Here is an 11,861-nt window from a genome sequence, read left to right as displayed (position 1 = left end):
GGCCTTGTGGCGATATGTGGAAACGGGACTTGTCCCGTCTGGCGCGGTTCTGAAGGCGGAGGTGTAATACGGGATACTGAAACTTCAGAATAACGCGCAACGCCGGATGGTTGAGTGACCGAGAAGATTGATGGTCTTCACAAACCCTGTAGAAGTTTGGTCCCAACCAAGGCGGCTCCATTCCGGGAACGTGAACGGAAATTTGGTTCGGGCAGCACGCCCACCGTATGCAAGTCGATGCCACTGGAGTGAGCATAATCGAGGAGCCAAACCAGCGTTGCACAGAAAGAAAAGGACTTGAAAATGTAATTTCCTCATGCAAGAGTCGATTTTCCAGAATTATTTCGGCCAACGATGCAGACAACATCATCGAGGGCAATACTGACGCCTTCGTTTCCAATGCAGCCAATGTTACGAACAAACATACGAACTAACCTTGATCTGTTTTCAGCCATATTAGCCATCACTTAAAATTCTATATGTATGCATTTGTTGATCAGGCCCAAACCTAAGGGAAGCCCTATTAGGCATGCTGCCAAAATTCAAATTACATTGCACTCACGATTATCAGTTTTACATACTTGCGAACATCGATCGGGATGCAGGAGGGCGGCACCACCGAACTGCGCTAAGAGGCGGCGGCCAAATTGAGGAACAAAGACATGTTCAATAGCAACTGATAGCTATTGTGATGTATCAAAGAAAAACCGCATCTTTCGCGGAAACACGGACGGAAAATGATGCGCTTTCTCGTTTCAGCTGACATTCACCTCGGATCACCCATCCGATCCGTGGCGCTACGCAACCCCAATCTTGGCGACCGGCTGAAACAGACCAGCCGCGACACCTTTGCCGAGATCATCGACCTGGCGATTTCGGAGCAGGTCGATGCTTTGGTGCTGGCGGGCGACATCTTTGACAATGGTTACCCGGACCTGAAATCCCGCGCCTTCCTGATTGCCCAATTGGCGCGTGCCTCCGAAGCTGGTGTGCCCACGGTGCTGATCAGGGGTAACCACGATGCGCTGTTAGATCACAAGGCGCATGGAGATTTGGGGCCGAACATCCATCTGCTGCACAAGGGCGCACCAACGGTCGAGATCGGTAGCGCGGCTTTCCATGGCCTCTCCTTTGATGCGGCACATGTGGCAAAGAGCTTTCTTCCCGATTATCCGCGACCGGTGCCGGGCAAGCGCAACGTCGGGCTGATGCATACCTCGCTTGACGGTGCTCAGGGTCATGATCCCTATGCACCCTGCGCCGAACGGGACCTGATGGCGTATGGGTATGATCTCTGGTGCCTCGGGCATATACACGCACCCTTCGAGCGTGCCCGTCTGTACCGCGACGCTTTTGAGGCCGCCGACCGCAGCGATCTCGCAACCGAACAGGCGACACTGCTCGAGGAACTCCGGAGCGGTGCCCGTCAGGCGGCGGTGGCTCGGCTCGGGGTTCTGGCGGCACGCGGGGCGCTGCGTCGCCTTGCTGAAGAGCGGCGCAGTGGCATGTTGCGCGATGTTGAAGAAGCCTTTGTCACCATGACCACCCCCGCCTGGACTGGTGTTGACGTCTGGAGCCAGGCGGAAGGTGAAAAGCTTGTTGGTATCCAATCTGATGGCAGTACGGTTCCTATTGAACAGATGTCGACGGGCACGATGGGCCAGTTGTACTTTGCGCTGCGCCTTGCTGGATATCGCAGCTTTGCGCGCGACCCAGGGCCGCTACCGATGATCCTGGACGATATCATGGAAACCTTCGACGATACGCGCGCTCGGGCCGCCCTGCAGCTCTGCGCCGAGATTGGCACAAACGGGCAGGCAATCCTCTTCACGCATCATGCCCATCTGGTCGAGTTGGCACGCGACTCCATCAAAGGGGTGACTGTTGTGAACATGCCAGATTGACTGTTTTTCACTGATACGGTTCGGCTGTGAACTTCACCCATGTGTCTTCAATTTCATGGTCAGGGCTTACAAGGCGCGAAACGAGGTAGGTGTACAACCTGCCGACGAGGACATCGCTGACTTCGAGGCGTCTTACCGTTACGAACACGGGCACGGTTATTTCTCCACTACGTCGATGGTAAGTTGAGCGCGCCCGCTGCCGAGATATCAGCCCTGCTTACCAATGTTGTCAGTCAGATGCCCGCCTCGGATCGCGTGTAGCCATTCAAATGCACCATAGGTTACGGCAGCTTCAGGCCTGAATACTGCATTACCGTGGCCAGACGATGATCATCTGAGTCTCGAACACATGCGCGGGCTATGTCTGCCACTTGCCGGAGTACGGCTGCTTCGCTTCCGAGAGGCTCGATGAGGTTCTGTTTTGTCCGTCGTTGGCACTTGTGAGTCCAAATGGGGTAAATTGCTAAGAGAGTGTTTCGGGCTCATCGTAACCACTGATGAGTGGAAGATGAGACAGACATCTGGAATCCGCAAAAGCCCTGGCGAAAAGATCGTCAAAGACATCAAACCCGGCCAGCTGCAACAGAACGCCTATATCGAACGCCACAGCCGCACCGTCCGACATGAATGGCTCGACCAATACATCATCGAAACCATCGAGGAGGCCCAAGACCACGCCACACAATGGTTATGGGCTTACAACAACCGACCCAACATGGGCATTGGCGGCATCATTCTTGCCCAGAAACTGAAAATGGCTGCGTGACTTCTACGAATGCACCCTGTTGAGAATGGGGGATTACCCGCTCTGCTTGCCGCCCAAAAATACATCAGACATGCCGTCGATGGCCAGACGCTTGCACGTGCTCACGTGATTTGGGTGCAATTGATGCTTGGCTGCGATCTCCTGCACGGTTTTGTCGCCACGCAGCGCTTCCAACGCGACCTTGGCCTTAAACTGATCTGTACAGTTCCGGCGCTTTGCCATTTTCGTATCCCTTCAAAGGTTTGGGATACACCTTAGCTTACTGTCCGATTTTCTGGGACCACTTCAGATTTGGGGAGCGGATGAAACGCGATTTGGCGCTTCAGTATCACACTGCCGCCCCTATATTACATAGGGCACGGCATGTTCGAAGTTAAATGATCGAAATCACCGTTGGACCGTGACCAGATGGTCGGTGGTGAACTCTTCCACAATCCAATGACCGTTGAATCGCCCAAGCCCCGAATTTTTTTCGCCACCGAACATCACATGCGGGTAGTCGTGGATCGTGATGTCGTTGATATGCGTCATCCCCGCTTCGATCCCTTGGGCAAAGCGCAGGCCGCGCGTTTCATCCCCGGTGATGATCGCGCTGGACAGCCCGTATTCGGTGTCATTGGCAAAGGCGAGGGCTTGCGCTTCATTGGCGGCGCAGATCACTGGCGCGACGGGGCCGAAAATTTCGGTCTGGGCCAGACGGGAGTCATTGGTCACACTGGCGAAGACATGGGGCGGAACGATCCGACCGTCGATCTCGCCGGATACACGCAGGTCGAACCCCTGCTGCCGCCCGGACTCGATCAGGCTGGCAACGGATTGCACCTGTGCGGTGTTACAAAGCGGCCCGACCATGGTGTCGGGGGCGTTCGGATCACCGTATTTGATCCCGGACACGGCGGCGCAATAGGCCTCTAAGAAATCGTCATGCAGCGCCGCATCGACAATGATCCGGTTGGTGCTCATGCAGATTTGCCCACAATGCAGGAACCGCCCGACCAACGCGGCCTCGACCGCCATGCCCAGATCGGCGTCATTCAAGATGACCAGCGGCGCGTTGCCACCCAATTCCAGTCCGAGCTTTTTGAGCCGGGTCGACCCAGCGGCAACACGGGCGATCCGTTGGCCGACTTCGGTGGAGCCGGTGAAGCTTATAATGCGCGGCACCGGATGGGCGCAGAATGCGTCTCCGATCTCGGAGCCCGCGCCAATCACCACGTTGAGCACACCCGCGGGCAGGCCAGCCTCTTCGTAAATCTTCGCCAACAAAAGCCCACCTGTCACCGGCGTGTCACTTGCGGGTTTGAGCACGACCGCATTGCCGAGCGCGATGGCGGGGGCCACCGAGCGGTTTGACAGATGCAGCGGGAAATTCCATGGGCTGATCACCCCAATCACGCCCACAGGCTTGCGGTACACCCGCGCCTCTTTGCCGGGGCGGTCAACCGGCATGATCAATCCGTGCATCAGATACGGCAGGCTTGCCGCCTCTGCCATGCCCGCATGGATCGCCTCGAATTCAGCGGTGGCTTTCATCCGAGTTGAGCCGGATTCGCGAATGACCCAGGAAATGATTTCTTCGCGGCGCTGGTCGAGAAGGCTCAGAGCCCGATGAAAAATCCCGGCCCGCTCTTTCGGCAGGGTCATGGCCCAGTCGCGCTGCGCAATCCGCGCCGCGTCATAGGCGCGATCAAGATCGTCACACCCGGCCATAGCAATCTCGGTCAACAGCGTATTGTCATAGGGGTTGCGGTCCTCAAGCATGCGCCCGGCCGTGCCGGAGACCCACTGGCCGTTGATGAATTGTCCGGTAAAACCGTCATAAGCTGGCAATGTCATGTGCGTTTCCATGTGTTTTTCTCTGGCCTTTCGCAGGGGCCATCCCGCCCGGCTTCCTTGGACGTGATGGGTTATGTGATTATAAACCGACCGCCGCAGGCAGCCAAACGGAGAGGGCGGGGAGCAAGATGACGATGATCAACACCAAGACGAAGGCGCCAAGAAACGGCAAAGCGCCACGGAAAACCTCCATCATCTTCAGTCCCGTTGCTTCCATCGCGATGTAAAGTCCCGGTCCAACGGGCGGTGAAACGAGCCCGGTCAAGGTTGAAATGGCCAAGACCACCCCGAAATGCACCGGATCGACGCCGAATTGTGTCGCAATCGGCAAAAGCACCGGCACCGTCACGATCAACACGCCGATGCCATCAAGAAACATGCCGAGCACGAACACGGCCACGCACACCAGCACGAGAAAGCTCACGGGGCCAATGGCAACCGATGCGATCCCCTGCGCCAACATGTCGGGCACGGCCTCATAGGCCAAGGTCCAGCCCAAAAGCGTGGCAAACCCGATCAACATGATGATGGAGGCCGACGACAGGACGACACTTTTCATGGTCGGTACAAAGTCTTCGATCCCGAGGCGTCGATAGACAAACGCCGCCAAAACGAAAGCCACCACGGCAGCCAAAGCCCCCGCTTCGGTCGGAGTCATCGCGCCGGAAACAACCCCGGAGATGATTGTGAGCGGAATGAGACCGGGCAAAGCGTCTGCAACGACCTCGCGCAATGCGCCGCCGGGAAGGCGGCTTTCGTCCACCTCGGGCAAATGCGATTTCGACAGCCAGACGGTGACGAAAAACGCGGACATCAAAAGCAATCCGGGGATCAGACCGGCAATGAACAGAGCGGCCACCGATTGATAGGCCAAAACGCCATAAATGATCATCAACATCGAGGGTGGGATGATCGGACCCAAAAGCCCCGTGGCCACGGTCAGCCCGGTGGCAAAGGGGCGTTTGTACCCCTGACGTTCCATTTCCGGCACGATAGAGCGCGACATGATCGCAATCTGGGCGGTGGCCGAACCGAGGATGGCGGCAGCGAAGGCGTTGGTCAGAACGTTCACAAACGCCAACCCGCCCCGCATCCGCCCGACAAGGCGCATGGAAGAGCGGATCAGCCGCTCGGTGATGCCGCCCCGGTTCATGATCTCGCCCACAAGCATATACAGCGGGATGGCCAAAAAACCGTTGGCTTCAACGCCTTTCACCGATTGCACAAGGAAACTGTCGAACAGGATCGAGGCATCGTTGGACCAGGCAAAGACAATGGCCGCCATCAACAACAGAAAGACGATGGGGAGGCCAAGACACAAAAAGATAAAAAAGGCCGCGAGCGTGATCATGCTGTGCCCCCCTGTGGTTCGGGGGGGCGTCCCGGCCAGGTTTGTAAAAGCTGAACAAGCTGGTGAAAGACCAAAAACCACAATTCCGTTGTCACGATGGCGTAGAGCAGCGCACGCGGCAGACCCAGCGTGGCAGAGCGTTCGATCCAAACCCACGGCACCGCGAGATAGCGGAGCGCAAACACCGCAAGCGCAGCGGCCAGCACAAGCACAACCCCGCGCATCGCCCATGCGATACGGGCGTGTGCGCGCGGGCTAATACGACCACCGAACAGATCAATGGTGATCAAACGCCCCTCCGCGACCATAAGACTAAAGCCTGCAAAGGTGGCGATGATCATCAGCACGAGGGCCAGTTCTTCGGCAAAGAAAAGCGGCGACTGAAGCAGGTATCGAAAGATCACCTGTGCGATGAGGATCGCCGCCACGCCTGTCATCGCAAGCACAGCGACGGTCAGTTCAAGACGCACCAAAAAGCGGTCTAACAGTTTGAGAAATGTCATGGAAATCTCCTGAACAAAAGCAGGGCCCCGGAACGCTGTGTCCGGGGCGTCTTAGCATTCAGTTCTGATTGGCCTCATAAAAGCGACGGATCAAAGGATCGCGATCAAGAAAGGCGTCACGGACTTTTTCACCGGCCTCGGCCAAAACCGGATCGTCGAGTGTTGTGATGTCCGTCCCATCGGCGGCCAGTTTTGCCAAAATCGCGGTCTCTCCCGTGGTCTGGGTCGCAATCGCCCAATCTTGGGTTTCGGACACGATCTTGGACACCTGCGCCTGTTTCTCTGGGCTTAGGCCGTTCCACCAACGCCCAGAGGCGAGGATGGCCGCCGGAAACGCCATGTGATTGGTCAACACAAGATGAGGCGCTTGTTTTTGCATCTGAAGCCCCATGACGATGTCGATGTCGACATCGACCGCGTCGATGACGCCGGTGACCAGAGAGGGCATGATTTCCGGTAAGGGCAGGGCCGTGGGGGCCGCACCAAGTTCACGCCACCAGGCGTTGAAAATGTCATTGGGAAAGGCGCGGACTTTTAGCCCAGACATTTCCGCGACCGAGGTGATGGGGCGGGTGGACAAAAGATGGCGTTGGCCAGGAAAGACATAACCCAGCCCTTTGATCCCCTGTGCGTCCAGACGGGCGAGCATCTCTTGCGCCGGGGTGCTTTTGGCCGCCTGTCCGGCCTCTTCGAGCGTGGCAAATTGATAGGGTAGGAACCACGCAAGAAATGAGGGATCGCGATTGGCGAGATCGCCCACCGGGATGATCGCAAATTCAATCGCACCGCTTTGCAACAGTGACAGCACAGTCGGCACATCGCCCAGTTTGTTGGCCGGGAAAACCTCAATCGTGTCATCGGCCCCAACGGCGGCGAAGGCCTTTGCCATATGGCGCGCGGATTTGGTCATGATGTGCGGTTCGGGGGTGGGCGTCGAGAGCTTCAGCTCTCTGGCTTCGGTCGCCGCGCCTGCTCCAAGAGCAAGACACAGCGCCAGTGCGGGCGCAATCAGTCGGTGTGTGCGTTTCATTTTTTCCTCCCTTATGGTGTTTTAGATGGCCGTCGCGCGCAGCTCCTCTTCTGTCGCGACAGACTGGTGGTCCGCTGTGTCGAGCGGGGTCGTCAAACGTGCAATCATCGGCAAAAGGCTTTCGATCTGTCCGATGGGCTCAATCGCCGCCACATAGCGGTCTCGACGCAACAAAAGCCCATGTCCGAGACAGTCACGGAATGGTTGTTGCGAGAAAAAGCGGCTTTGATCGCGCAGGATTGGGAATGAGGCCGCCACCGGGTTCATCCATTCCGGTGTGAGACCGATGACCTCGGCCCCGGCGTTGCGCAAACGCTCAAGGAGGGCTGCATCCATGGCCAAATCCGGCGTTTCGTCAAAGATCAACACAACAGGCCGATCCGGCAGACAGGTGTCCAGCAATCGCTCCTCACGATTGAGCGTACTGACCAAGGGTTGCGGGATCATACGGCCCACAGCTCCGGCACCAGCACCGGTTGCAACCGGGCGGATCAACCCGTCGGAGAACTTCGGTTTGGGTTTGTATTTCATTTGGGCCACGTAATCGCGCGCCGGACCGTAAAGACCCAAAAGACGAAAACCCGTGCGGATCGCCACACCGCGCAGCACAGAGTCGGGCATCATGATTTTGCCCATCTTGAGCGCCAATTCGATCATCGACCAAGCGTGCGGCTTGCGCTCCGTCTGGTAGCTGTCGAGTAGGTGCTCGGGGTCTGTCATGTTCAGCGCTTCAGCCAGTTTCCATGCCAGATTATGCGCATCGCGCAAGCCGCTGTTCATGCCTTGACCCGCGAAAGGCGGGGTCAAATGGGCGGCGTCCCCGGCCAAAAAGACCCGCCCGGCCCGCCAATGTTCGGCGATCCGCGCATGGAACGTATAGACCTTTTGACGGCGGATCGGTTCGTCGCCGTCTGGTCCCGTTTCTGACAGAAGTTTGCGAGCAAATGGCGTGCGTTCGGCCTCTTCCGCCGTTTCACCGGGATTGAGTTTGAACTCATAGCGGCGAATGCCACGCGGGCCGGGCAGGGTGATGGCCGATCGGCGGGGGTCGCAGAAAACTTCGGTGTGGAAACACCGGTTTTTCGTGGTTTCCAGATCGACGATGAGCCAAGGTTCCGCGAAAGTGGAGCCTTCCATTTGAATGCCAAGCGCCTTACGGACATGTGAGCGCCCGCCATCGGCGGCGACCATGTAGCGGGTGCGGATCATCCGCGTTCCGCCAGCCTCCGTTACCGTTACCGCGATGTGATCCGCACTCTGCTCAAAGTCGGTCAGGGTCACACCAAACCGGGCATCGACGGACGGATGACGGTTCAAGGCCCTGCGCAGGGTGGATTCAAATTCGGGTTGTTCAAAGGCGTTGCGTTTGTCGAACCCGTATTCCTTGATAAAGGGTTTGACTGCTGCAAATTGCCGACCCGAAGGACCGCGATACAGTGAGCCATAGCCCTTCGCCGTGATGGCGGCGACCTCGGTGGCAAGACCTGCGGCTTGCAAGGCCCGCATGGACTCGTCGTCGATGGACACCGCGCGCGGCTCCTCTACGGTTGTCTCGTTGCGCTCGATGAGAATCGTATTGATCCCCATTTCGCCCAAAAGATTGGTCAGCAAAAGACCCGTGGGGCCCGCGCCGATGACGAGAATATCGGTGTCCAGCGATGTGCCCTTCATCTCAAAGCGCGCTTTCTGCCGCGATCGGGTTGGTGAGCGTGCCGAGCATCCCGATCTCGACCTCAACCACATCGCCGGGCTTCATATAAAGCGGCGGTTCGCGACGATCCCCCACTCCGCCGGGGGTGCCGGTCACGATGACATCGCCAGCGGAGAGGGGGGTGTAAGTGGAGATATAGGCAATCAAACGCGCGACCGGAAAGATCAGATCGGCCAGTGTCGCATCCTGCATCACCTCGCCATTCAGACGGGTCTGGATCGGCAATTTGGTGTAATCCCCGACCTCGTCGGCACTCACCATATAGGGACCAAACCCGCCGGTGCCGGGAAAGGTCTTGCCCGGGCCGAACTGATGGGTGTGGCGTTGCCAGTCGCGGATGGTGCCATCATTGTAACAGGCATAGCCCGCCACATGCGACAGTGCGCTGTCTTCGGGAATGTTGCGGCCACCACGCCCGATTATGACGGCCATCTCGCCCTCATAATCAAGCCTGTCTGAGACAGAGGGCATGATCATCGGTTGACCATGGGCGATCTGACTGTCGGCATAGCGGGTGAACATGGTCGGATATTTAGCGTCAGGCCGTTTGGTTTCCGCCCGATGGGTTTCGTAGTTGAGACCGACACAGAGGATTTTTCCGGCATCCGGGACCACGGGTAACAGCGTAACATCCGAAAGGGTAAAATCCGGCGCACGCCCCTCCACATAGGTGGTTGCCGCGTCCATGAGATCGGCGGCGATCAGCGCTTTGAGACTTTTGATCTTGGGGCTGAGTTTGCTAGTGAGATTGACAATGCCACCCGGAACCACGGTGCCTACGCCGCTTTCGCCCAGACGGGAGAAGCTGATAAATTTCATTGTTGATCCCCCTGATCACGAGCGCAAAATAGCGCGGCCCCATTTGTTAAGCGTGCGCGGATCTTGCGGCCAATCGATCACCTCGCGGTCGTAGATGGTTTCCAACTCGCCGGAAATTTCGATCCAGTTGCCATCCGGGTCGGTATAGAACACGAACAAGTTGTTGCCCGGCCCGTGACGCCCCGGCCCCCAAGTCAAAAGCACGTCATTGGCGGCGAAGCGGTCGCAAAACTTTTTGATATTCTCAAAAGTGGCGGCCTCATAGGAATGGTGATCCACGCCCGTGCGATCAGATTTGAAACAGGCGATGGTGTGGTGTTCGTGGTTCGTCGTGGTGAAGACGGTGGCCAGATCGCCATTTTCATGCAGCACCCGATCAGACAGGAAAAAACCGAGCTTATCGACATAAAACTCTTTGAACCCTTCAAGGTGCTGGGTGGCAAAGGTCAAGTGTTGGGTCGGGGCATGGATGCCGTCGCGCTCCGGCAGATAGGCGGTGGTGCGGCGTGTGGCGATCCCGAAACAGATCAGATGACCGTCATTGTCACGCACAGCGAATGCACCGTCCTCGAAATAGGGAGATACGTTGTCAAGGATTTCAACCCCGTTCGCTTCGGCCTGTGTCCGCTGTGCGGCAAGCACCTCGGCGTTGCGATACGCCAGCCCTGCATAGGCGAGTTTTTTGTCTTGGCCTTTCACCGCCACGAAACGGCGCATTGGGCCGGAGCAGCGGAACTCGGTGTCAGAAATCTTTTCGACGTCCATGTCCATATTGGCGGCGTAAAAATTGGCGAGACGCTCCGGGTCGGAGCTCTCGAAGGCGACGTGGTGCAAATAAGCCCCCGCCTGAACAGCATTGTGCGACATTATATCCTCCCGTTTGTATTTTGTAATTGATTGTTCATTTGGAGTAAAATGACAAGTTATTTTTTAATATTTTATCAAATAACGATAAAATAAGTAATTTATGAAAACTTTTCCGTAGAATGTGCGGAGCATAGCTAGAATCAAGTTCTGGCTATGCACAAAAGATGCGAATCTTAAGATTCGGGATTTGTGGATTGTTTATTTTCCAGTTCTATCGATAAAAGAAAAACAAAAGACATAGCAGAATGTAGACAGGACGGTCAGAAAGATGATGGGAATTACGCGCTATACACGGATTCTTGCCTTGTTCGATGAAGAGCACCCGGCCTGGACCGTCGCCGACATTTCGGCGGCCTTGGATACTTCTGCCAGTACGCTTTATCGGCTGATCCGGGAGATGGTTGCGGCGGATTTTTTGGAAAGCACGGTTGAATCCCGATACCGGCTCGGCCCGTTTTTCGTTGAGTATTATCGTCGGCTTCGGTTGACTGACCCTTTGGTGCTTTCGGGGGCAAAATTTCTTCGGCCTCTGCTGGGACAAATTCCTTGTCCGTGCACCACGATTTTGGCTCGCCTGTATGGCAAGACCGTGATGTGTGTCGCAGAAGAGCGCGCCAACACCGCGAGTTTTGCCACCAGTTACGAGCTTGGGCGCCCCATGCCATTGCTACGCGGCGCGACTTCGATGGCGGTACTTTCGACCTTGCCGAAACGTCAGATCATGAAACTGGTGTCAGAGGCGTCCGACGCGCCCAAAGATGCCGATACACTTTACGCGGAATTCACCGGCATCCGTAAAATCGGCATCAGCGAGACCCATGGACAGGTCGATCCCGGGTTGGTTGGAATTGCCGCGCCGGTGCGCAGCACGGATTTGGGCATCAATGCCTCGCTGTCCGTCATCATCGAGCAACACAACCTCACCACTGAAATTCGACCGCACATTTACGCTGCCCTTTCTTCTACAGCACGAATGATCGAAGGCTTTATGGCAGAGCTTTCTGTGCCAGGCGCTCACATCCCCTAGTTTCGGCTTTGAATGTCAAAAATCAAAACTCTAATTTATCAATATTA

The 11,861-nt window shown here is 56.7% G+C and carries 10 protein-coding genes and 1 pseudogene; 3 read left to right on the top strand and 8 right to left on the bottom strand.

Annotation, left to right across the window (positions count from 1 at the left end; translation table 11 throughout):
- Positions 1-737: 737 nt before the first annotated feature.
- Positions 738-1,904 (top strand): DNA repair exonuclease, encoded by a 1,167-nt coding sequence (locus BLT54_RS15960; protein ID WP_074646286.1) that lies wholly within the window; start codon positions 738-740, stop codon positions 1,902-1,904.
- A 562-nt stretch (positions 1,905-2,466) separates the two neighbouring features.
- Positions 2,467-2,670: pseudogene (locus BLT54_RS15955) on the top strand (integrase core domain-containing protein); the annotation flags it as partial.
- Positions 2,671-2,703: 33 nt separating this feature from the next.
- On the opposite strand, the gene BLT54_RS15950 reads toward BLT54_RS15955, so the two are convergent.
- The 8 genes from BLT54_RS15950 to BLT54_RS15915 form a co-directional block, all read right to left on the bottom strand.
- Positions 2,704-2,892 carry a transposase gene (locus tag BLT54_RS15950; protein WP_143026855.1) on the bottom strand — a complete coding sequence of 63 codons (189 nt, stop codon included), beginning with the start codon at positions 2,890-2,892 and terminating at the stop codon, positions 2,704-2,706.
- A gap of 165 nt (positions 2,893-3,057) precedes the next feature.
- Entirely contained in the window at positions 3,058-4,506 is a 1,449-nt protein-coding gene (locus BLT54_RS15945) for an aldehyde dehydrogenase family protein (protein WP_074646295.1), read from the bottom strand.
- A gap of 79 nt (positions 4,507-4,585) precedes the next feature.
- Complete coding sequence (locus tag BLT54_RS15940) at positions 4,586-5,857, bottom strand: TRAP transporter large permease (RefSeq protein WP_083351860.1); 1,272 nt, start codon at positions 5,855-5,857, stop codon at positions 4,586-4,588.
- Complete coding sequence (locus BLT54_RS15935) at positions 5,854-6,360, bottom strand: TRAP transporter small permease (RefSeq protein WP_074646285.1); 507 nt, start codon at positions 6,358-6,360, stop codon at positions 5,854-5,856. The genes BLT54_RS15940 and BLT54_RS15935 overlap by 4 nt, the downstream gene beginning before the upstream one ends.
- Positions 6,361-6,418: 58 nt before the next feature.
- A complete protein-coding gene (locus BLT54_RS15930; protein WP_074646284.1) occupies positions 6,419-7,390 on the bottom strand; it encodes a TRAP transporter substrate-binding protein in 972 nt (323 codons plus the stop codon).
- A gap of 21 nt (positions 7,391-7,411) precedes the next feature.
- Positions 7,412-9,061: a bifunctional 3-(3-hydroxy-phenyl)propionate/3-hydroxycinnamic acid hydroxylase gene (locus tag BLT54_RS15925; RefSeq protein ID WP_074646283.1), complete on the bottom strand. Its 1,650-nt coding sequence runs from the start codon at positions 9,059-9,061 to the stop codon at positions 7,412-7,414.
- 1 nt (position 9,062) lies between these two features.
- The gene (locus BLT54_RS15920; protein WP_074646282.1) at positions 9,063-9,920 is read right to left on the bottom strand and encodes a fumarylacetoacetate hydrolase family protein; all 858 of its coding nucleotides are present in this window, start codon (positions 9,918-9,920) and stop codon (positions 9,063-9,065) included.
- 15 nt (positions 9,921-9,935) lie between these two features.
- Positions 9,936-10,787, bottom strand: a complete 852-nt coding sequence (locus tag BLT54_RS15915; RefSeq protein WP_074646281.1) for a VOC family protein — start codon at positions 10,785-10,787, stop codon at positions 9,936-9,938.
- Positions 10,788-11,055: 268 nt separating this feature from the next.
- Between BLT54_RS15915 and BLT54_RS15910 the strand changes: the two genes are divergently transcribed.
- Entirely contained in the window at positions 11,056-11,814 is a 759-nt protein-coding gene (locus tag BLT54_RS15910; RefSeq protein ID WP_074646280.1) for an IclR family transcriptional regulator, read from the top strand.
- The last annotated feature ends 47 nt before the right edge of the window (positions 11,815-11,861 follow it).

It is taken from the genome of Celeribacter baekdonensis (genome assembly GCF_900102315.1).
Taxonomy (GTDB): domain Bacteria; phylum Pseudomonadota; class Alphaproteobacteria; order Rhodobacterales; family Rhodobacteraceae; genus Celeribacter; species Celeribacter baekdonensis.
This window is presented reverse-complemented; position numbering and strand designations above follow the sequence as displayed.

Excerpts from the sequence above, each read along its gene's own strand:
- BLT54_RS15960 (WP_074646286.1), top strand. The coding sequence starts at position 738 with ATGATGCGCTTTCTCGTTTCAGCTGACATTCACCTCGGATCACCCATC.
- BLT54_RS15950 (WP_143026855.1), bottom strand. The coding sequence starts at position 2,892 with ATGGCAAAGCGCCGGAACTGTACAGATCAGTTTAAGGCCAAGGTCGCG.
- BLT54_RS15945 (WP_074646295.1), bottom strand. The coding sequence starts at position 4,506 with ATGACATTGCCAGCTTATGACGGTTTTACCGGACAATTCATCAACGGC.
- BLT54_RS15940 (WP_083351860.1), bottom strand. The coding sequence starts at position 5,857 with ATGATCACGCTCGCGGCCTTTTTTATCTTTTTGTGTCTTGGCCTCCCC.
- BLT54_RS15935 (WP_074646285.1), bottom strand. The coding sequence starts at position 6,360 with ATGACATTTCTCAAACTGTTAGACCGCTTTTTGGTGCGTCTTGAACTG.
- BLT54_RS15930 (WP_074646284.1), bottom strand. The coding sequence starts at position 7,390 with ATGAAACGCACACACCGACTGATTGCGCCCGCACTGGCGCTGTGTCTT.
- BLT54_RS15925 (WP_074646283.1), bottom strand. The coding sequence starts at position 9,061 with ATGAAGGGCACATCGCTGGACACCGATATTCTCGTCATCGGCGCGGGC.
- BLT54_RS15920 (WP_074646282.1), bottom strand. The coding sequence starts at position 9,920 with ATGAAATTTATCAGCTTCTCCCGTCTGGGCGAAAGCGGCGTAGGCACC.
- BLT54_RS15915 (WP_074646281.1), bottom strand. The coding sequence starts at position 10,787 with ATGTCGCACAATGCTGTTCAGGCGGGGGCTTATTTGCACCACGTCGCC.
- BLT54_RS15910 (WP_074646280.1), top strand. The coding sequence starts at position 11,056 with ATGATGGGAATTACGCGCTATACACGGATTCTTGCCTTGTTCGATGAA.